Annotated in this window: 17 protein-coding genes; 6 read left to right on the top strand and 11 right to left on the bottom strand. The window is 73.2% G+C overall.

Annotation, left to right across the window (positions count from 1 at the left end; genetic code table 11):
* Positions 1–347: 347 nt before the first annotated feature.
* Positions 348–1,313, bottom strand: a complete 966-nt coding sequence (locus tag ASG45_RS03780; protein ID WP_156459351.1) for a LacI family DNA-binding transcriptional regulator — start codon at positions 1,311–1,313, stop codon at positions 348–350.
* Between the two features lie 56 nt (positions 1,314–1,369).
* On the opposite strand from ASG45_RS03780, the gene galT reads away from it, so the two are divergent.
* The 4 genes from galT (at position 1,370) to ASG45_RS03760 (ending at position 6,236) form a co-directional block, all read left to right on the top strand.
* On the top strand, positions 1,370–2,539 hold the full coding sequence (gene galT / locus ASG45_RS03775; protein WP_055833271.1) for a galactose-1-phosphate uridylyltransferase: 1,170 nt from the start codon (positions 1,370–1,372) through the stop codon (positions 2,537–2,539).
* Positions 2,536–3,699: a galactokinase gene (galK, locus tag ASG45_RS03770; RefSeq protein ID WP_055832897.1), complete on the top strand. Its 1,164-nt coding sequence runs from the start codon at positions 2,536–2,538 to the stop codon at positions 3,697–3,699. The genes galT and galK overlap by 4 nt, the downstream gene beginning before the upstream one ends.
* Before the next feature lie 79 nt (positions 3,700–3,778).
* Positions 3,779–4,768, top strand: a complete 990-nt coding sequence (locus ASG45_RS03765; protein ID WP_055832896.1) for a hypothetical protein — start codon at positions 3,779–3,781, stop codon at positions 4,766–4,768.
* Between the two features lie 4 nt (positions 4,769–4,772).
* On the top strand, positions 4,773–6,236 hold the full coding sequence (locus tag ASG45_RS03760; RefSeq protein WP_055832895.1) for a carboxylesterase/lipase family protein: 1,464 nt from the start codon (positions 4,773–4,775) through the stop codon (positions 6,234–6,236).
* Between the two features lie 89 nt (positions 6,237–6,325).
* Here ASG45_RS03760 and ASG45_RS03755 read toward each other — a convergent pair whose 3' ends face one another.
* The 6 genes from ASG45_RS03755 to ASG45_RS03730 all read right to left on the bottom strand — a co-directional run bounded on the left by ASG45_RS03755 (position 6,326) and on the right by ASG45_RS03730 (position 12,824).
* Entirely contained in the window at positions 6,326–7,309 is a 984-nt protein-coding gene (locus ASG45_RS03755) for an LLM class F420-dependent oxidoreductase (RefSeq protein ID WP_055832894.1), read from the bottom strand.
* A gap of 110 nt (positions 7,310–7,419) precedes the next feature.
* On the bottom strand, positions 7,420–8,631 hold the full coding sequence (locus ASG45_RS03750; protein ID WP_055832893.1) for a hypothetical protein: 1,212 nt from the start codon (positions 8,629–8,631) through the stop codon (positions 7,420–7,422).
* A gap of 5 nt (positions 8,632–8,636) precedes the next feature.
* Positions 8,637–9,803: a hypothetical protein gene (locus ASG45_RS03745; RefSeq protein ID WP_055832892.1), complete on the bottom strand. Its 1,167-nt coding sequence runs from the start codon at positions 9,801–9,803 to the stop codon at positions 8,637–8,639.
* Positions 9,800–10,606 (bottom strand): heme ABC transporter ATP-binding protein, encoded by an 807-nt coding sequence (locus ASG45_RS03740; RefSeq protein WP_055832891.1) that lies wholly within the window; start codon positions 10,604–10,606, stop codon positions 9,800–9,802. The genes ASG45_RS03745 and ASG45_RS03740 overlap by 4 nt, the downstream gene beginning before the upstream one ends.
* Positions 10,603–11,730 carry a FecCD family ABC transporter permease gene (locus ASG45_RS03735; protein ID WP_442922814.1) on the bottom strand — a complete coding sequence of 376 codons (1,128 nt, stop codon included), beginning with the start codon at positions 11,728–11,730 and terminating at the stop codon, positions 10,603–10,605. The genes ASG45_RS03740 and ASG45_RS03735 overlap by 4 nt, the downstream gene beginning before the upstream one ends.
* A complete protein-coding gene (locus tag ASG45_RS03730; protein ID WP_055832890.1) occupies positions 11,727–12,824 on the bottom strand; it encodes a heme/hemin ABC transporter substrate-binding protein in 1,098 nt (365 codons plus the stop codon). Before ASG45_RS03730 ends, ASG45_RS03735 begins: the two co-directional genes overlap by 4 nt.
* A 151-nt stretch (positions 12,825–12,975) precedes the next feature.
* Here ASG45_RS03730 and ASG45_RS03725 point away from each other — a divergent pair, with 151 nt between their 5' ends.
* Complete coding sequence (locus ASG45_RS03725; protein WP_235561557.1) at positions 12,976–14,793, top strand: hypothetical protein; 1,818 nt, start codon at positions 12,976–12,978, stop codon at positions 14,791–14,793.
* 62 nt (positions 14,794–14,855) lie between these two features.
* A complete protein-coding gene (locus tag ASG45_RS03720) occupies positions 14,856–15,857 on the top strand; it encodes a WxL protein peptidoglycan domain-containing protein (protein WP_055832888.1) in 1,002 nt (333 codons plus the stop codon).
* Here ASG45_RS03720 and ASG45_RS03715 read toward each other — a convergent pair.
* From ASG45_RS03715 to ASG45_RS03700, 4 genes are all read right to left on the bottom strand, one after another.
* A complete protein-coding gene (locus ASG45_RS03715; RefSeq protein ID WP_055832887.1) occupies positions 15,845–16,498 on the bottom strand; it encodes a biliverdin-producing heme oxygenase in 654 nt (217 codons plus the stop codon). The genes ASG45_RS03720 and ASG45_RS03715 overlap by 13 nt on opposite strands.
* A gap of 49 nt (positions 16,499–16,547) precedes the next feature.
* Positions 16,548–16,856 carry a DUF2470 domain-containing protein gene (locus ASG45_RS03710; protein WP_055832886.1) on the bottom strand — a complete coding sequence of 103 codons (309 nt, stop codon included), beginning with the start codon at positions 16,854–16,856 and terminating at the stop codon, positions 16,548–16,550.
* Positions 16,857–17,267: 411 nt separating this feature from the next.
* Complete coding sequence (locus ASG45_RS03705) at positions 17,268–18,227, bottom strand: DNA-methyltransferase (RefSeq protein WP_055832885.1); 960 nt, start codon at positions 18,225–18,227, stop codon at positions 17,268–17,270.
* Entirely contained in the window at positions 18,224–19,273 is a 1,050-nt protein-coding gene (locus tag ASG45_RS03700; protein WP_055832884.1) for a lipoate--protein ligase family protein, read from the bottom strand. Before ASG45_RS03700 ends, ASG45_RS03705 begins: the two co-directional genes overlap by 4 nt.
* Between the last annotated feature and the right edge of the window lie 6 nt (positions 19,274–19,279).

The raw sequence follows: 19,279 nt of genomic DNA, 5'->3' as shown, positions 1-19,279 counted from the left end.
GCGCGGCAGGCAGGCGGGGCGGGCGGGGCGGGCGGGCGGGGCGGGTTTGGGGCGCATTCCGTGCACCGGGGCGCACGGCGACCGCCCCGCTGCACCGATCGCGCCCCACACGCGGCCCGGCACCGGCTACAGCGCGGCAGGCGCGGCGCGCGGGCGGGGCGCCGCGGGCGGGGCGGGCGCGGGCGGGGCGGGCAGGCGCAGCGGGCAGTCGCGGCGGGTTCAGCAGGTTTGGGGCGCATTCCGTGCACCGGGGCGCACGGTGACCGCCCCGCCGCACCGATCGCGCCCCACACGCGACCCGGCCCCGGCCGCTGCCCGGCAGCCGGGGCGCGACGGGCGCGACGGTCTCAGCCCGCGACGCTGCTCTCGCGCACCACCAGCGAGGTCGGCACCGACTCCGCCACCGGCTCGCCGCCCTCGATCGCCGCGATCAGCGCGACGACGACACGCACGCCGAGGGCGTCGAAGTCCTGGCGCACGGTGCTCAACGGGGGCCGGTATTCGCTGGCATCCACGATGTCGTCGAAACCGATCACGGCGACGTCGTCGGGCACGCGCCGTCCCGCCTCGGCGAAGGCCCGCAGCGCCCCGAGGGCCATCTGGTCGTTCGCGACGAAGACGGCGGAGGCCTCGACGAGCGCGCGCGCGGCGCGGTGGCCCGAGGCCGAGGTCCAATCGCCGCGGACCGGTTCGGGCACGGTGGCGCCGACCTCGACGAGGGCCGCGCGCCACCCGCGCTCGCGCTCGGCGGCAGCGAAGGAGCGCACCGGACCGGCCAGGTGGTGCACGGTGTCGTGGCCGAGCGACAGCAGGTGCTCTGTTGCGGCGCGCGCCCCGGCGGCGTGGTCGGTCTGCACGATCGAGAAGCGCGGGTCGGGCGGGGAGTCGACGACGACGAGGTGCAGGTCGGCCGGGGGCTCGACGTCGCGCGCCAACTCGGTCGCCTCGTTCAGCACGACGGCGCCGTCGACGCCCTGCGAGCGCAGCCGGGCGAAGGCGTCGCGGATGCCGCGTTCTTTGACCGTCACGACGGCGAGGGCGTAGTCGCGGGCCGCGGCCGCCTCGGAGATCGCCTGCAGCATGCGGGAGTTGCCGACCGAGGCGAGGGTCGACACGACGAGGCCGATGGTCGAGGTCTGGCCGGTGCGCAGGGCGCGGGCGGCGCGGTGCATGCGGTAGCCGAGATCGGCCATGGCCTTCTCGACGCGGGCGCGGGTGGCCGGATCGACCCGGGGGCTGCCGTTGGCCACGCGCGACACCGTCTGCGCCGAGACCCCGGCCCGGACGGCCACGTCGGCCATGGATACGCGCATGATTCTCCCTCGATGTTGACGATAGCATGGCCGCGTTGTAGCGTGTTATCGTGAACATGCACACCCCCTCCGCGGTGCCTCTCGGCGCCGGAGTCGTCAAGCGCCCGACGCTGCTCGCCGACGGCCGCGAGCTCATCTACTTCGACGATCCCGGCACCACGCTCGGCGCCGAGCGCTCGGTCGACGCCCGCACGCTCGACCCGCGGCCGACCACCGCCACCATGCGCCAGGACGTGCTGACCGGCGACTGGATCACCGTGGCATCCAACCGCCAGAACCGCGCGTTCCTGCCCCCCGCGCACCTCGACCCGCTGTCGCCGCAGACGCCGACGAACCCATCGGAGATCCCGTCGCTCTACGACGTCGCGGTGTTCGAGAACAAGTCCCCGTCGTTCGGTCCCGCGCTCGACGTCGCGCTCGGCGACGTTCCCGCCGCCGTCGACCCGCCGCGCGGCGACGACGACCTCGAGCACCTCGGACTCGGTCGCACCCGCACCTCGGTCGGTCGCTGCGAGGTCGTCTGCTTCAGCCCCGCGCACGAGGGCTCGTTCGGTTCGCTCTCGCGCACCCGCGCCCGCACCGTGATCGAAGCGTGGGCCGACCGCACGGCGGCGTTGTCGGCTCTGCCCGGCATCCGCCAGGTGTTCCCGTTCGAGAACCGGGGGCAGGAGATCGGGGTCACCCTCGCCCACCCGCACGGGCAGATCTACGCCTACCCGTACGTCACCCCGCGCACGCACCGCCTGCTCGACACGATCTCGCGGAGCTCGAACGATCTGTTCCAGCGCATCCTCGAGTTCGAGTCGGCCGGCGACCGCGTCGTGCTGCGGGGCGAGCACTGGACGGCGTTCGTGCCCTTCGCCGCGCGCTGGCCCGTCGAGGTGCACGTGCTGCCGCACCGCCACGTCGCCGACCTGGCCGAGACTACCGACGCCGAGCGCGACGAGCTCGCCCCGTTCTACCTGCGGCTGCTGCGCGGCATCGATGCGCTGTACGACACCCCCACGCCCTACATCGCCGCGTGGCACCAGGCCCCGGTCGGGCGCGGACGCGAAGCCGTACGCCTCAACCTGCAGATCACCTCGCCCCGCCGCGCCGCCGACAAGCTGAAGTACCTCGCCGGATCCGAGGCCGCCATGGGCGCCTGGATCGGCGACGTGACCCCCGAGTCGCAGGCCGAGCGTCTGCGCGCCGCCCTCGACACCGTTCCGGAGGTGACGGCATGACCGCCGTCGACGACGCCCGCATCCTTCTCGCCACGCTGACCGATCGCCCCCTAGCGGGAGTGTGGTCGGCCCCCGGTCGCGCCAACCTCATCGGCGAGCACACCGACTACAACGAGGGCTTCGTCTTCCCCTTCGCGATCGCCCAGCGCACCGCCGCCGCCGTGGCCCTGCGCGACGACGACCTGATCCGCGTGCGTTCGACCTTCTCCGACGACACCGTGGAGGTGTCGCTCGCCGACCTCGACGCGCGCATCGCCGCCGGCGGCCTCGACTGGGCGGGCTACCCGCTGGGCGTCGCGTGGGCGCTGCGGCGGGCGGCCCCGGATGCCGTGACCCGCGGCGTCGACCTCGCCCTGGCGTCGGAGGTCCCCGTCGGAGCCGGACTGTCGTCGTCGGCCGCGATCGAGGGAGCCGTGGCCTCCGCCCTCGACGACGTGTGGGGCGCCGGGCTCGACAAGGTCGCCCTCGCCCGGGTCGGCCGCGTGGCCGAGAACGACGCGGTCGGCGCCCCGACGGGGATCATGGACCAGATGGCCTCGATGCTGGGCGTCGCGGACGCGGCGACCTTCCTCGACTGCCGCACGCTCGAGACCCGCCCCGTGGCGCTCGGGTTCGCCGAGGCGGGGTTGTCGATCCTCGTCGTCGACACGCTGGTCGAGCACGCGCACTCCTCGGGCGGCTATCGCGAACGCCGCGCCTCGTGCGAGAAGGGCGCCGCGGCCTTCGGCGTGCCGGCACTGCGCGACCTCACCGTCGACGACCTGCCCCGCGCCGCAGAGATCCTGGATGACGTGACCTTCCGCCGCGTGCGGCACATCGTCACCGAGAACCAGCGCGTGCTCGACACCGTCGCCGCCCTCGACGCCGACGGTCCCTCCGCCATCGGCGACCTGCTCACCGCCTCGCACGTCTCGATGCGCGACGACTTCGAGATCTCGGTCCCCGAGCTCGACCTGGCCGTCGAGACGGCGCTGGCCTCGGGCGCCCTGGGCGCCCGCATGACCGGCGGAGGCTTCGGCGGAGCGGCGATCGCGCTGATCTCCACCGACCTCCTCCCGGCGGCGACCGAGGCCGTGCGCGCCGCGTTCGCGGCATCCGGGTTCCGCGCTCCGAACATCTTCACGGTGACCCCGTCGGAGGGCGCGCGCCGCGACGCGTGACGACCCTGCCGCGGGTGGTGGCAGGGGCCTGTACGCACCCCGGGCCGCGGGCGTACCCTGCCGACAACCGGGAGGGACCATGAACGACGACGACGTGCGCGCCTGGCTGGCCGACAGCGACCCGAGCCTGCGATGGAAGGTCGAGCGCGATCTGCTGGACGCACCCGAGGAGCGATGGCGGGCCACCCGCGCCCGCGTCGCCCACGAGGGGTTCGGCGCACGCCTGCTCGCCGCCCAGGGCGACGACGGGCTCTGGGCCGGTGGCGCGCACTTCCCGGCGGACTTCACCGGGCAGGAGCCGCAGCCGTGGACGGCCACGTCGTGGTCGCTCATGAGCCTGCGCGAATGGGGCGTGGATGCCACGGCCCTGCGCCCCGACACCGCCGGCCTCCTGGAGCGCAACGCCCGCTGGGAGTACGAGGGCCGTCCTTTCTGGCACGGCGAGGTCGATGCGTGCATCAACGCGTTCACGCTCGCGAGCGGAGCGTGGCTGGGAGCCGACGTCGACGGCATCCGGGCCTGGTTCGTCGCCCACCGGCTGCCCGACGGCGGGTGGAACTGCGAGTGGGTCGAGGGGTCGACCCGGTCGTCGTTCCACTCGACGATCAACTCCGTCATCGGCATCCTCGACGACGAGTGGCGCACCGGCGGAACGCCCGAGCTGCACGCCGCGCGCAAGGCGGCCGAGGAGTACCTGCTCGAACGGCGTCTGCTCCACCGCCTGTCCACCGGCGAGCGGCACGTCTGGGCGCATCACCTGGGCTATCCCTTCCGTTTCCGCTACAGCGCGCTGCGCGCGCTCGACCACTTCCGCGCCGCGGCGCTGCACGACGGCGACGAGCCCGACCCCCGTCTCGCCGATGCGATCGACCGGGTGCGGGCCTCGCGCGACCCCGACGGCACCTGGCATCAGGCGTATCCGCCCGAGGGCCGGGAGTGGTTCCCCGTCGACGTGCCCGCCGGCGAGCCGTCACGGTGGCTGACGTTCTTCGCGCTGCGCGTGCTGCGGTGGTGGGACGGGGCTTCGGGCACCTCGCGTGCGGGGGACGGGCGCGACGCGGCAGGATGAGGGGATGGATGCCGCTCCCCTCGCCGTGACCTCGAGAGGGGCGGTGCGCGGGTTCCGACGCGGGCCCACCGCCGTGTTCCTCGGCATCCCGTTCGCCCAGGCGCCCGTCGGGGACCTGCGCTTCGCCGCGCCGACCCCGGTCGAGCCCTGGGAAGGCGAACGCGACGCGACGGCGTACGGCCCCACCACCCAGCGCGGCGACGCGGGCATCACCCTCATCCCCGAGCCGAGCGTGCCCGGAGACGCGACGCTGAACGTCAACGTCTTCGCTCCGGTCGACGCGACCCCGGATGCCGCCCTCCCCGTGCTCGTGTGGATCCACGGCGGGGGCTACACCTCGGGGTCTCCCGCCAGCCGCTGGTACGACGGCGACGCGTTCGCGCGCGACGGGGTCGTCACGGTCGTGATCTCGTACCGCATCGGATTCGACGGATACGGACTCATCGACGGCGCTCCCGCGAACCGGGGCCTGCGCGATCAGATCGCCGCCCTCGAATGGGTGCGCGACGAGATCCGCGCGTTCGGGGGCGACCCCTCCCGCGTGACCGTGGCGGGGCAGTCGGCGGGCGGCGGGTCGGTGCTCGCGCTGATGACGAGCCCCGCGGCATCCGGACTCTTCCACGCCGCCCTGGCCCTCTCGCCCGCCATCGGCGCGGTGCACGCCGACCAGGCGCGACGCTTCGCCGACCGCGTCGCCGCGCTCGGCGGCGTCACGGCCGATCGGCGGGGGTTCGCGTCGCTGCCGGAAGAACGGCTCGTCGTCCTGCAGAAAGCGGCCGGCACCCCGGAGCGCGGGCATGTTCTGGCCTCGATCACCGCGCTGCTCGACGACGGGCTGCCGATCGGCCCGGTGATCGACGGCGACCTGGTGCCGCGGCATCCGCTCGACGCCCTCGCCGACGGGGTGGCCGCCGACGTGCCGCTCCTCATCGGATCGACCGACGACGAGTTCACCATGCTGACCGCGAGGTTCCGTCAAGTGCTGCGCCTCGTCCCGGTGCCGTTCGCCCTGGCCGTCCTGGGGCTCGGCCGTTCGAGACGTCGGGCGTATCTCGCGCGCGCACGGCGGCGCGGGGCCGCGGCGGTGCTCGGCGGCTACGCGTCGGATCGGGTGATCCGCGCGACGGTGCTCCGCGTCGCGCGAGCGCGGAGCAGTGCGGCCACGTGGGTGTACCGCTTCGCCTGGCGGTCGCCGTCGCCGAAGCTCGGGGTCGCCTGCCACTGCCTCGACGTCCCATTCTGGTTCGACCACCTCGACGCCGACGGGGTCACGACCATCGCCGGGATCGCACCGCCCTCCGACCTGGCCGCCCAGCTGCACGGTGCCGCGATCGCGTTGGTGCGCGACGGCGATCCCGGGTGGCCGGCCTGGGATGCCGCGTCCCGACGCGCACGCGTGTTCGACGCTCCGGCAGCCGTCCCACCCGTCGAGCTCGACGCCTACGCCGAGGTGACTCCGCTGGTCTGACGTTCCGCTCGCCCGCAGGTGCGGGGTCGCGACGCGTCGCCCTGGGCGATGCGGGGCCGCGCTCGACCCGCCCGGGGCCGGCCGCCGGCTCAGAGGTGCGGGATGACCGCGCGCTCGAACAGCGAGATGCCCGAGGTGTCGTACGCCGCCTCGGGGAAGTAGTGGATCGCGTAGCCGAGGCCGTGGGCGGCGCGTTCGCGCAACCGCTCGACGATCTGCTCGGGCGTGCCGAAGCCGTCGGAGGAGCGGTAGTCGGCCTCGATGGCATCGGCCCGCTCGTCTCCCACGTGCGGGCGCAGCCGCGCGACGACCGCCGCGAGACGGTCGTTCGCCTCGGCCTCGGTCGCGGCGACGATCGTGTTGAAGTTGGTCGAGCGGGTGATCTCGCCGGCATCGCGACCGAGCGCCTCGCAGTGCCCGCGCAGGACCTCGGACTTGTGGTCGAACTCGTCGAGCGAGCCGCCGAAATTCGTGTACGAGGCGTACTTCGCCGCGATCTTGAGCGTGACCTTCTCGCCACCGCCGGCGATCCACAGCGGAATGCCGCCCGGCTGCAGCGGACGCGGCTGCACGATCGCACCGTCGACCTCGTAGTACTTGCCCGACAGGGTGGCTTCACCGGTGGTCCACGCCTGGTGCATGATCTCGACGCCCTCGCGCAGGCGCCCGAGACGCTCGGCGATGGGCGGGAAGCCGTAGCCGTAGGCGCGCCACTCGTGCTCGTACCAGCCGCCGCCGATGCCCATCTCGGCGCGACCTCCCGAGATGATGTCGACGGTGGCGGCGACCTTGGCGAGGTACGCGGGATTGCGGTAGCCCATGCACGTGCACATCTGACCGAGGCGCACGCGGTCGGTCGCCGCGGCGAAGGCGGCCATGAGCGTCCAGGCCTCGTGCGTCGCCTCGGCGCTCGGCACCGGGGTGGTGTGGAAGTGGTCGTAGACCCACAGCGACGCCCAGGGCCCGTCGTCGGCGCTCTGCGCGAGCGAGTTCATCACCCGCCAGTGCTCGGCGGGGTCGATGCCCACCAGATCGAAGCGCCAGCCCTGCGGAACGAAGATGCCGAATTCCATGCGCTCACCCTAGGCGCGGCCGCCGACATCGCGCACCCCCCGGCCGGGTCCCGCCGCACCCCGATGCGAGGCGCCGCGGTGCCGCGGGCCGGAGCCCGCGGACCCGAGGCTCAGAGCCCGACCCGGCGCTGCTGCCAGGGGAGGCCGCCCATCATGCTCAGCACGGCGACGATCGCGATCCCCAGGGCCGCGGCGGCCCCCAGCAACGGCGCGACCACGGGCGGCAGGCCACCCCGTGCGGGCGGCACGAGACCGGCGGCCTGCGGCTGGGTGGTCACCGGGGCGTTCATCGCGAGGAACGAAGCCGCGGACGCGGCGGCGGGGATGCTCGCCGGTGCGCGGCGCAGCGGGTTCTCGGGCGCCGCCCCGGCGACCCCTCCGGCGCCCCCGCTCGAGGGGGGAGCCGCGACGGGCGCGGTGGCGTCGTAGCTCACCGTGACCGGCGACGCCGGCTTCGCGGCATCCCGGACTCCCCCGGTGGTGAGCCAGTACCCCTGCTGCCCCGTCTGCCGGTGGAAGTCGACGAACGACTGCGGGAACGATCCCCAGTAGGCCTCGTTGATCCCGGAGCGAGCCACCTGGCCGGCTCCGACGCTCACCACTCCCCGGAACTCGGGCGTGACCGAGAAGCCCCGGTCGGCGCCCACGTCGGCGGAGCGGATGTCGGCGAGCACCACCTCTTGCTCGGCGATCGGATTCCACACCGTGACATCGTCCATCGACGTGCCGTACCCGCTCGTCGTCGCGACCAACCGGCCCGCGCCCGAGGCGTCGAGCGTGAGCCGGGGGTCGGTCACACTCCAGTACGTCATGCCGCCGTAGAAGGCCACGGTGAACGACCCCGACCACCGGATGTCGAGCGCTCCGTCGCGGCGCTGTCCGGTCCCGCCCTCGATGACGATCTGATTGCCCGTCGTGCTCGAGGTCGACGACACCGTCACGGCGGCTCCCGTCGGGTCGAGGCACTTCGTCTCCCACGACGCGGTGGTGAACCCGCCGTCGGCGGTGGGCTTCTCGACGCGCACCGCCCCCTCCTGCGCGCGGTAGAGCCCGTCATCGCGCGTCCACACCCGGGATCCCCCCGCGTCGCCCGCGCGTCCGGCGCTGAGGAAGTTGCATCCGCCCGCGAAGGCTCCCCCGCCCGACTCGGCGTTCAGCCCCCACCGCAGTTGCGCGTTCGAGATCGCGCCGTCGCCCCCGCCCGATCCCGTCGGCCCCGGCACCGTGACGATCACGTCGCCCGGGCCCGCGGCCGCCGCCGACAGGGGGACGCCCGCCACGAGGGCCACCGCGACGGCGATCCCCGCCCGCAGCATCGTCATCGACCTCATCGGGGTGCTCCCGCCGAGAGAGGCAGGGGTTCGGTCGGCGACGCCGCGGGCGCACCCGAGCCCGCGGGCGGGGCCGACGCCCCCGTGGGCGCGACCCGAGCCGCGCGGCGGGCCCGACGGCGCGCGCGAGCGCGCACGAGGGCCGTGATGACGCTCGTGACCACCAGCGCCATCGACAGCACGATGCACGCCAGCAGCACCACGATCGCCCAGGTCGGAACGACCGGCGTCGTCTCGGCGACGGTCGCGCTCGTTCCCCCCGTCACGCTCACCTCCGCCTCGGCGACACCGCCGGAGCCCGCCCCGCGCAGCGTGATCAGGTGGGTCCCGTCGCGGATGTCGCGGGGAACCGGGAGGGCGGCGGCCACCTCGCCCTGCGTTCCGGCGGTCAACGGCCCCACGGCCGTGAGCCCGCCGTCGAGGGCGGCGACGATCTGCTCGCCGGGGGTGAACCCCTGCCCCGTGAAGACGATCGAGGAGCCGGCGACGACGCTCCCCGCCTCGACGCCGACGCGCACCGCTCCCGCCGCCACCGGCGCCGACCCGGCCGGCGCCGATTCCGCGGGGGTCGACCCGGCGGGGGCCGCCGCCTGGAAGGACAGCGGGGTGAAGGTCTCGTTGTTGGCGTTCTTCACGCCGTGCGCTCCGATGGTGATGATGCCGCACGTCACGCGCCGGCAGTCCACCTCGCTGACCCGCCCCTCGCGATCCTGACTCTCGAACACCGCCCCCGGGATGACCATGCCGATGGACCACGACCCGTCGGCGCCGAGCGTGCCGTTGGCGGAGCTCTCGGTCTGGCTGCCGGGGAAGGCGAGGAACCGCTGATACCCGTTGTTCTCGGCGGACTCCGCGTCGGGGACGTATCGGTAGTCCTCGCCGACGACACCGCCCGCGCTCGGTCGCCACGACCCGCCGCCGGCGTCGTCGACCCAGCCGAAGAGCACGTAGATGCCGCCGAAGCCGTTCGGGATCGACTGGAAGCCCGACCCCGACACCGTCACCTCGGTGGCGTAGTCCGCATCGACCGAGGCCGAGCCGGAGGGGCCGGTGACCGACACGGATCCGGCGGCCCACGCGGGGGCGTCGGTGACGGCGACGACGCTCGCCGCCACGACCAACGCGGTCGCGACGGCGACGAGGGAGCGGGTGAGGTTCTTCATGCGATGCGTTCTCCGGGCTCGGGGGGAGGGGCGAGGGAGGGGGCGACGACGACCAGCAGCGTGCCGCGAGGTCCGTCGATGACGTCGATCGGATGCCGATACACCCGCGTGAGCAGGGCCGGATCGAGCACCTCGCGCGGCGGCCCGGCGGCGACGACGCGACCGTCGTCGAGCAGGGCGATGCGATCGGCGTAGGCGGCGGCGAGTCCCAGATCGTGCAGCACCACGACGGCGGCGCCCCCGGCATCCACCCGCTCGCGTGTGCGCGCGAGCACCCGGTGCTGATGGCGGATGTCGAGGCTCGCGGTGGGCTCGTCGAGCAGCGCGATCGCGCACTCCTGGGCGAAGGAGCGGGCGAAGGCCGTGCGGGCGCGCTCGCCGCCCGAGAGCGCGGTGACGGGTCGTTCGGCGAACGCCTCGACCTCGCCGGCGGCCATCGCCTCGGCCACCGCGGCGTCATCCCGCGCCGCCTCGGGATGCCGACGCCAGGGCGCCCGCCCCATCCGCACCACGTCGTGGACGGCGAAGGGGAACGACACCTCGTTGCTCTGCGTGAGCACCGACCGTCGCCGCGCGCGCTCGGCGACCGGCCAGGCGTCGAGCGTCGCTCCGTCGAGCTCGACGGAGCCGTCCACCGGCGCCCGGTCTCCCGCCAGCACCGAGAGCAGCGTCGATTTGCCCGCGCCGTTCGGTCCGACCAGCGCGAGCAGCTCGCCCGCCGAGAGATCGAGGTCGACGCCGTCGAGGACCCGGCGTCCGCCCACCTCGACCGACACTCCGCGTGCGCGCAGCACCGGCGTCATCCCCATCCTCCCGATCGGCGACGCGCGCGCCGCAGCAGCCAGAAGAAGAAGGGGCCGCCGATGAGGGCGGTGAGCATGCCGATCGGCAGCTCGGACCCCGGTACGGCGGTGCGCGCGACGAGGTCGCCCGCCACGAGCAGGACCGACCCGCCGAGCGCGCTGGCGGGGAGCAGCAGCCGGTGCCCGGGGCCGAGCACCATGCGCATGAGGTGCGGCACGACGAGGCCGACGAAGCCGATGATCCCGCAGAAGGCGACGGCCGCGCACGTGAGCAGCGCGATCACGACGATGGCGACGACGCGCAGCCGCTCGACGCGCACGCCGAGATGCTCGGCCTGCCGCTCGCCGAGGGCGAGCAGATCGAGGCTGCCCGCCAGGAACAGGCACGCGGTGATCCCCACCGCGGCGATCGGCGCCACGATCGCCAGGTCGTCCCAGCGGGTGCCGTTCAGCGACCCGAGCTGCCAGAACACGATCTGCTCCCGCTGCTGCGTCGACCCGAGGTAGGTGAACAGGGCGATCGCGGCTCCCCCGACGGCGTTGACGGCGATGCCGGTGAGCACGAGCGTGACGACCTCGGTGCGCCCGTCTGCGCGGGCGGAGGCGTACACGATGACGATCGCGATCAGTCCGCCCGCGAAGGCGAGCACCGGAAGGGTGAGCGGTCCGAGGAACGTCAGCCCGAAGACGATGGATGCCGAGGCCCCCACCGCCGCTCCCGACGAGATGCCGATGACCCCGGGCTCCGCCAGGGGGTTTCGGAAGACGCCCTGCATGACCACACCGGCGGCGGCGAGCGTGGCCCCGACGAGCACCGCCATGATCAGGCGGGGCATGCGGATGAGCCACAGCGTCGCCTCGCCGTTGACGTGCGCGATCGCCGCCCCCGGGGCCACCGCGAGCGCATCCAGCCCGAGCGCGCGCACACCGTCGTTCCAGGCACGTGCGAAGGCGCCCAGCACCTGGTCGGGTGGGATCGAGAGCTGACCGCTGCCGGCCGAGACGACGACGAGGACCACCAGCGCCGCGGACAGCGCGCCGAAGACCGCGGGGATCCGCAGGCGGGACCGCGCCGCGGGCGCGGCGACCCGCACCCGCTGGCGCGGGACGACGCCCGCGCTCACCCCGCGGCCTCCGGCGCGTACACGGCCACGGCGAGCGCGTCGAGCACGTCGGCGGCGGCGGGGCCGAAGCTCAGCACGGTGGTGTCGGACATGTCGACGATGCGGCGGTGGCGCCCGGCGTCGGTCTGCGCGACGGCGGGCAGATGCTCGACGAGCCCGTCGACGCCGTCGACCGACTCGAGGCCCTTCGTCATCATGATGAGCAGGTCGGGATTGGCGTCGACGAGCGCCTCGTCGGTGATGGGCCGCATCCCCGTCCACCCGATCTCGCCGGCGACGTCGATGCCGCCGAGCGCCTCGATCAGGCTGTCGGCGCCGGACTCCTCGCCGAAGAGGTAGTAGACGCCCGACTGCCCGCGCACGTAGAGGAACATCATGCGGAGCTTGCGGGCGGGGTCGGCCGGTGCCACCGCCGCGATCTGGGCGATCTTGGCCTCGACGTCGGCGGTGCTGCGGGCGGCGAGGGCCGCCGCGCGCTCGGGGACGCCCAGCGCGGTTCCCACCTGCGCGATGAGCGAGCCGATCGAGTCGAGCGAGCGGTGGGAGTCCACGACCACGACGGGGATGCCGGCATCCCTCATCTGCAGGATCGTGTCCCACGGCCCGAGGCTCGAGTCGGTGAGGATGACGGTGGGGGCGGCGTCGAGAATCGCCTCGGCGTTGAGGTCGTGCCCGTTCTCGGTGACCACGGGCAGGTGCGCCGCCTCGGGGAAGGCGCTGGACACGTCGCGCGCGATGACGTGGTCGCCGAGACCGAGTTCGAACACGATGCGCGAGAGCGAGCCGTAGATGTCGAGCGTGAGGATGCGCGTGGCGTCGGTGACGGTGACGGCGGTGCCCTGCGCGTCGGTGACCGTCGCCGGCAGCGTCTGCGCACCGTCGGCGACGGGGTCGATGGGGGCGGAGGCGGCGACCGCGGTCGACGGGCCCTCCCACGCGAGCGGGTCGCCGAGCGGCGTCACCTCGGCCAGCGGCGGCGTCGCGGCGACCTCGCCGCCGTGCGCCGATCCGGCGGCGTCGCATGCCGTCACGGCGAGGGTGACCACCATCGCCAGGGCGAGCGTGGCGAGGGCGCGGGTCGTTCGACGAGTCATGAAAAGACCTCCAAGTAAGGTGAGCCTATCCTTAACATTGCCCCGCCGCCCGCCCTCTGCTTAGGTAAGGCTAACCTGTCCTCTCGCACCCACCCTCGGGTGCATCGACGCACGCCGTCGGGCCGCACCGGGGACAGAGAAGGGAATGACCGTGGACTCCTCCACGCGCAGGCACCGGTTCGCACGCCTCTCGGCAGCGACCCTCGCCACCACCGCACTCGCCCTGGGGGGCGCTCTCGTCGCGGCCCCCGCGCACGCCGCCGAGACGAGCATCGACGACGCCGTGTTCCGCTGGGGCATCAACGCCGAGTCGAACGCCGCCGCCTTCGCCCCCGGCACGGTGAACCTGCTCTCGGCCGGGATCGTGACGGCCACCTCGGCCGCTGACCGCGTGACCTCGTCGAACTGGAAGCAGAGCGACGGCAACACGTCGATCCTGAAGCGTCAGTCCGACGGAAGCTACGCCGCCGCCACCTTCGCGGGACTGCGGACGGATGCCGCCGGCACGACCATCACGACCGGCAACGGCCTGAACTCCGGACACGTCGCCGAGATCACCGGCGGAACCGGCACGGTCGACGTCGACGCCAACACGGCGGTCATCCAGTGGACCGGCTCGTTCACGTCGGCCTACTACTCGGGCATGACCCGTTCGTGGATCACCGACCCGAAGCTCACCGTCGCCTCCGACGGCACCGGCACCGTCACCGCCACGCTCGGCGGCTACGGCACCTCGATGGACGACCCCGACAAGTTCGAGACCCTGACCCCGGCGACGAACGTGGTCGTGGCCACCCTCACCGGTGTCGACGTGACCCCCACCGGCTTCACCGTCACCCCCGACTACCTCGGCCGCACGATCACCGTGCCCGAGGGCTCGGTCGCCCAGGTCACCGGTGGTGCGAACGCCGGTGCGTTCCCGCAGTCGTTCGTCGACTTCCAGGGCAAGACCGGCCAGGGACCGTACTGGTACTCCTCGGGAGGCGCCGCCGACGCGCGCAAGCCCGCCAGCGCCCTGTCGGTCGCCTACACCGCGGCCCCGGTCGCCGCGACCCCCACGGTCACCGTGTCGAAGACCTCCGGCCTCGCGCAGGGCGAGACCGTCACCGTCAGCGGGAGCGGGTTCCTGCCCTCGGGCACCGCCACCAACGGCACGCGCCCGCCGCTCGCCGGGCAGTTCAGCGGCACGTACGTCGTCTTCGGCAAGTTCGCCGACACGTGGAAGCCCTCGGCCGGAGCCGCCTCGTCGGCGCGCTCGGTGATCGCCCAGAAGTGGGCCGTGCCCGCCGCGAGCATGGCGACCATCGGCGGCGTGAACGGCGGCGCCGTCGAGCTGAACGCCGACGGCACCTTCTCGGTCGACCTGGCGCTCACGACCACCGAGGCGCAGAACCTCGCCGCGGGCACGTTCGGCATCTACACCTATGCCGGCAGCGGCGCCGTGTACGCGCCCTTCGAGACCGCCACCCCCGTCACCTTCGCCTCGTCGTCCGACGTCATCGTCGAGGTTCCGGCGTGGGTCGAGAGCCCCACCGGTTCCTTCGGCTGGGCGTTCGAGGGCACCTCGCCCGCCAACCTCGGCACCGCCGTGCAGGACGGCGCGAACTTCGTGGCATCCGGATCGCTCACCAACCTCGTCGTGACCGACACGCGCGCCGGGGGCTCCTCGCCCTACACCTGGAGCATCTCGGGCCAGGTCGGCGACTTCGCGTCGTCGTCGGGCGGGTCGTTCTCGGGCGGACTGCTGGGGTGGAAGCCCAAGGTGGTCTCCGCGGGCAGCAGCGTCGCCGGTGGCGCCGAGGTGACCTCGACGCGACTGGGCGGCACGGGCCTGGGCGCCTCGCGCGTGCTGGCCTCGTCGACCTCGGCCGTCAGCGCGACCGTGGGCGCCGACCTCTCGCTGGTCATCCCGGGCACCACCCCCGCGGGCGACTACACCAGCAAGCTCACCATCACCGCCCTGCAGTAAGACACTCCCCGGGGGTCCCGGCTTCGGCCGGGGCCCCCTTTCCCATCGACCCGGAAGACACCGTGACCGCCTCGCCCTCCCTTCGCGTCCTCGCCCTCGCCGGCACCCTCGTCCTCGGACTGTCGACCCTGCCGCTCCCCGCCGCGGCGGCCGACGGCGGTGTGGCGTGGAGCGTGCAGACCGCCGACAACGCCAACGGCACCGGACGCGCCAACTTCTCGTACGACGTCGAGCCCGGCGCGGTCGTGACCGACACCATGGTCGTCGTCAACACCGGCACCGAGCCGCTGCCCCTGGCCGTCTACGCGGCCGACGCGTTCACCGCGCCGAGCGGCGAGATCGACGTGCTCGTCGACGGGGCGCCCTCGCTCGGCGCCGGCACGTGGGTCGCCGTGCCCCCGACGGCCCTGCAGCTCGCACCGGGCGAGTCCGCCGACGTCGCGTTCACGATCAGCGTGCCCGCCGACGCACGCCCCGGCGACCACGCCGCCGGGATCGTCACGTCGCTGACGAGCCAGGACGCATCGAGCACGTTGTCGGTGGACCGCCGCCTCGGCACCCGCATCAACCTGCGCGTCGCCGGGGAGCTCACCCCCGCCGCGGCGGTGACGGGCGTGACCGCGAGCTACGAGGGCTCGTGGAACCCCTTCGATTCGGGCCGCCTGATCGTGCGGTACTCGCTCGAGAACACCGGGAACACCCGACTGACGGGCCTCGAGACGGTCACCACCTCGGGCCTGGCCGGGGTGCTGTCGACGACGACCCCGCCGACGCAGGTGACCGAGATCATCCCCGCCTCCACGATCGACATGGAGCGCGAGATGCCGGCCTTTTCGCTCGGCTGGATCACCGGCACGCTGACGATCGCCCCCGCGGGCGTCGGGCTCGGGGCCGGAGCCGTGAGCGAGGTGGTCACCGACTTCGCGATCCCGGCCGTGCCGTGGAGCCTGTACGGCCTGATCGCCCTCGTCGCGGGTGCGGCCGTCGCGATCGCCCTGGTCGTGCGACGGTCGATGCGCCGCCGCGACGCGGGTCGCCCCGCCGCGGACGCTCAGGCGGTCTGAGCGGCCTTGGCCCGCGCCAGGTCGACGAACAGCTCGGTGTTGAAGCGGTAGGCGACGAGCACCTCGGCGATGACGCGCTCCTTCTCGTCGTCGTCCCAGGGGGCGGCGTCGAGCTGCTCGCGGTAGACGCTCTTGAAGGCCTCCGGGTCGGCGATGTCGCCGAAGAGGTAGAACCCGATCCCGTTGGTGTCGAACCCGAAGCGACGCTGCATGAGACGACCGATGAACTGGCCCCCCGACAGGTCGCCGAGGTAGCGCGTGTAGTGGTGCGCGACGAAGCCGCCGGGCCAGGTCGCCGCGACCCGGCGGATGCGCGAGACGTAGGCCTGGGTGGTGGGCAGCGGCGTGATGCTCTCGCGCCAGTCGGCCCCGAGCAGGAACGCGAGGTCGGCCTCGAGGGCGGGGAGGCGCGTGAGCTTGTCGCTGAGGAACACGGATGCCACAGGGTCGCGGCGCATGCGATCGGTGGCCTCCTCGAGCGCCTCGTAGATGAACCAGTGCTGCACGACGAGGGCGACGTAGTCCTCCCGCGTGCCGGCACCGCTCATCAGGTCGTTCATGAACCCGGCGTGCTCACTCGTGGAGTGGGCGCTGCGCGAGCGCTCACGAAGAGCCGTGGAGAAGGAGACGAGGTCGCTCATGGGGCCATCATACGCAGGAAGTTAGGTTCACCTAACCTCCATTTTCCGATCAGTGGGGGCGTGGCGTCAGACCCAGTCGCGCGCAGGCCGCGTCGTACAGGGCCACCACCTCGCGGCGCACCTCCCGGCGCTCGGTGATCGACCCCGCCGGCCACGGAATCCGCACCGACGACGTCGCCCCCTCGTCGGAGGTGACGTCCCAGTCGCCGCCGTCGCCGTCGAATCCGGTCATGACCGCGGCCGACACCACCGGGTGCGGTCCGAACGCGCGGACGATCAACACGTTGTCGTCGAGGTGGTCGGCGTTCATGTGCGCGAGGACGGCGCGACGGGTGTCGGGGTCAAATTCGTGCGTCATTAGGCAAGCCTAACTTGGCACCCTCCCGCACGCAGAAGGTCGCGTCGTCCCCGCCCCCGGCGGGTCGACATTCCACGACTGCAGGTCTCGCTCCCAGACATCGGGGCGCAAAACGTGCGCCGGGGCGGTCACCAAACGCCCCAGTGCACGAAACACGCCCCGCTTCCCCAGCACACCCCACCACGAACGACAACCGAAGCGCGGTGCGGCCGGGGTGCCGCGACGCCGGGGCGCGGCGCGACCGGGGCGCGAAGTGTGCACCGGGGCGGTCGCGGAACGACCCAACGCACAGAATGCGCCCCGCTGCAGCTTGAACACCGTTCTCCGCCCAGCGAGCTCCGCCGAGCAGCCGCTCAGGACGATCAGGGCGAGAACGCTCCCCACGGGCGGCGCTGTCGGCGCCCTCGCGCCTCAGCCGCGCACGGAGGCGTGGGGCAGACGCTTTCGCATCACGGCCACCGCGTCGGCGTTGTCGTCGATGAGCACCGCGTCGCGCATGAGAGGCGCGGCGACGGCGCCGAGGGTGCCGCTGCCGGCGAACATGTCGAGCACGCGGTCGCCGGGGCGGCTCGACGCCTGCACCATGCGGCGCAGGACCCCCTCGGGCTTCTGCGTCGGGTAGCCGGTCTTCTCGCGTCCCGTCGTCGGCACGATCGTGTGCCACCAGACGTCGGTGGGCATCTTGCCGCGGGCGGCCTTCTCGGCCGTCACCAGCCCGGGGGCCATGTACGGCTCGCGGTCGACGGCGTCGGAGTCGAAGAAGTACCGCTGCGGGTTCTTCACGTAGACCAGGATCGTCTCGTGCTTCGTGGGCCAGCGGCGCTTGGTCTTCGCCCCGTAGTCGTAGGCCCAGATCAACTCGTTGAGGAACTTGTCGCGCCCGAACAGCGCGTCGCACATGACCTTGGCGTAGTGCACCTCGCGGTAGTCGAGGTGCAGGTACAGCGTGCCGTCGTCGGCCAGCAGGCGCCAGGCCTCCACCAACCGGGGTTCGAGGAAGCCCCAGTAGTCGTCGAACCGGTCGTCGTAGGTGCGCAGGTCACCGCGCAACCGCGCGTACTCGCGCCCGTGGAAGCCGCGCTGCACCACGGGGGGCGGCGGCGGCTCCTCTTCGGGGAACACGAGCATGTTCGGGTCGTCGACCGATGCCGCCGCCTCGGGCTTCTCGGCATCCGGGGTCTCGTCGACCGGGGCCTTGCGCGTCGCCGACTCGACCGCTTTGGAGCGCGTGCGCCCGGTGTTGAAGGGCGGGTCGAGGTAGACCAGGGCGAAGGAGCCGTCGGGGTAGCCCGGGGTGACGGCCAGGTTGTCGGCGTGGTGGATCTCGACGCCGCCCGGCTCGGGGGCGTCGGTGGGGATCGGGGCGCTCACGGGACGCGCTGCAGCCACGCGTCGGTGGCGAACTTGGACTGCACGAGCGCCTCGGCCTCGGCGTACTCCTCGTCGGTGATGTGACCGGGGGTCGCGCCGTAGAGGGTCGTGAACGTCTGGATGAAACGCTCGATGACCTCGTCGCGCAGCAGGCCCGTCTGGCTGCGCAGCGGATCGACGCGCTTGGCGGCCGAGACCGTGCCCTTGTCGCTGAGCTTCTCGCGGCCGATGCGCAGCACCTCGGTGAGCACCTGGCCGTCCATGTCGTAGCTCAGGGTCGCGTGGTGCAGCACCCCGCCGTTGGCGAGGCGCTTCTGCGCGGCCCCGCCGATCTTGCCGTGGGGGCCGGCGATGTCGTTGAGCGGCTGGTACACCGCGTCGATGCCCAGGGAGCGCAGCGCCTGCAGCACCCAGTCGTCGAGGAACGCGTACGAGTCGGCGAAGGTCATGCCCGCGACGAGGGAGGCCGGCACGTACAGCGAGTACGTCACGATCGAGTTCGCGGCCATCAGCATGGCGCCGCCGCCCGAGATGCGACGCACGACGTCGAAGCCGTGCTTCTCGGCGCCGGCGGGATCGACCTCGTTGCGCAGCGACTGGAACGAGCCGATGACGACGGCGCTCTCGTTCCACTCCCACAGGCGCAGCGTGGGCTTGCGCAGGCCCGCGCCCACCCGGGTGGTGAGCACCTCGTCGAGGGCGAGGTTCATGCGCGGCGAGACGGGGGCGTCGTGCACGACCTCCCACTCGAAGTCGGCCCAGCCGGGGGCGGTGACGAGGGCGCGGCGGATGGCCGTGGCGACCGACTCGGGGGTGAAGCCGAGCAGCTGCGCCCCCTCGGGCAGCGCGGCGCGAATGGCCGCCGCGATCGTGGGGACGTCGGACTCCACCGGCAGACCGGTGACGGCCGCGTCGATGTCGTCGAGGGCATCGTCGGGCTCGAGGAAGAAGTCGCCCGCGAGGTGAAAGCCGTGGATGCGGCCCTCGCGCTCCTCGAGGTCGACGACGACCAGCTTCCCGCCGGGGACCTTGTACTCGCCGTGCATGCTCTC

The sequence above is a fragment of the Microbacterium sp. Leaf436 genome (assembly GCF_001424715.1).
Lineage (GTDB): Bacteria > Actinomycetota > Actinomycetes > Actinomycetales > Microbacteriaceae > Microbacterium.
The sequence above is the reverse complement of the archived record's forward strand: the minus strand, read 5'-3'. Positions and strand labels throughout refer to the sequence as shown.

What these genes read in the sequence shown, in the direction of transcription:
- ASG45_RS03765 (WP_055832896.1), top strand. Translation starts at nt 3,779, where the DNA reads ATGAACGACGACGACGTGCGCGCCTGGCTGGCCGACAGCGACCCGAGC.
- ASG45_RS03780 (WP_156459351.1), bottom strand. Translation starts at nt 1,313, where the DNA reads ATGCGCGTATCCATGGCCGACGTGGCCGTCCGGGCCGGGGTCTCGGCG.
- ASG45_RS03740 (WP_055832891.1), bottom strand. Translation starts at nt 10,606, where the DNA reads ATGACGCCGGTGCTGCGCGCACGCGGAGTGTCGGTCGAGGTGGGCGGA.
- ASG45_RS03710 (WP_055832886.1), bottom strand. Translation starts at nt 16,856, where the DNA reads ATGACGCACGAATTTGACCCCGACACCCGTCGCGCCGTCCTCGCGCAC.
- ASG45_RS03700 (WP_055832884.1), bottom strand. Translation starts at nt 19,273, where the DNA reads ATGCACGGCGAGTACAAGGTCCCCGGCGGGAAGCTGGTCGTCGTCGAC.
- ASG45_RS03760 (WP_055832895.1), top strand. Translation starts at nt 4,773, where the DNA reads ATGGATGCCGCTCCCCTCGCCGTGACCTCGAGAGGGGCGGTGCGCGGG.
- ASG45_RS03755 (WP_055832894.1), bottom strand. Translation starts at nt 7,309, where the DNA reads ATGGAATTCGGCATCTTCGTTCCGCAGGGCTGGCGCTTCGATCTGGTG.
- galK (WP_055832897.1), top strand. Translation starts at nt 2,536, where the DNA reads ATGACCGCCGTCGACGACGCCCGCATCCTTCTCGCCACGCTGACCGAT.
- ASG45_RS03715 (WP_055832887.1), bottom strand. Translation starts at nt 16,498, where the DNA reads ATGAGCGACCTCGTCTCCTTCTCCACGGCTCTTCGTGAGCGCTCGCGC.
- galT (WP_055833271.1), top strand. Translation starts at nt 1,370, where the DNA reads ATGCACACCCCCTCCGCGGTGCCTCTCGGCGCCGGAGTCGTCAAGCGC.
- ASG45_RS03730 (WP_055832890.1), bottom strand. Translation starts at nt 12,824, where the DNA reads ATGACTCGTCGAACGACCCGCGCCCTCGCCACGCTCGCCCTGGCGATG.
- ASG45_RS03745 (WP_055832892.1), bottom strand. Translation starts at nt 9,803, where the DNA reads ATGAAGAACCTCACCCGCTCCCTCGTCGCCGTCGCGACCGCGTTGGTC.
- ASG45_RS03750 (WP_055832893.1), bottom strand. Translation starts at nt 8,631, where the DNA reads ATGACGATGCTGCGGGCGGGGATCGCCGTCGCGGTGGCCCTCGTGGCG.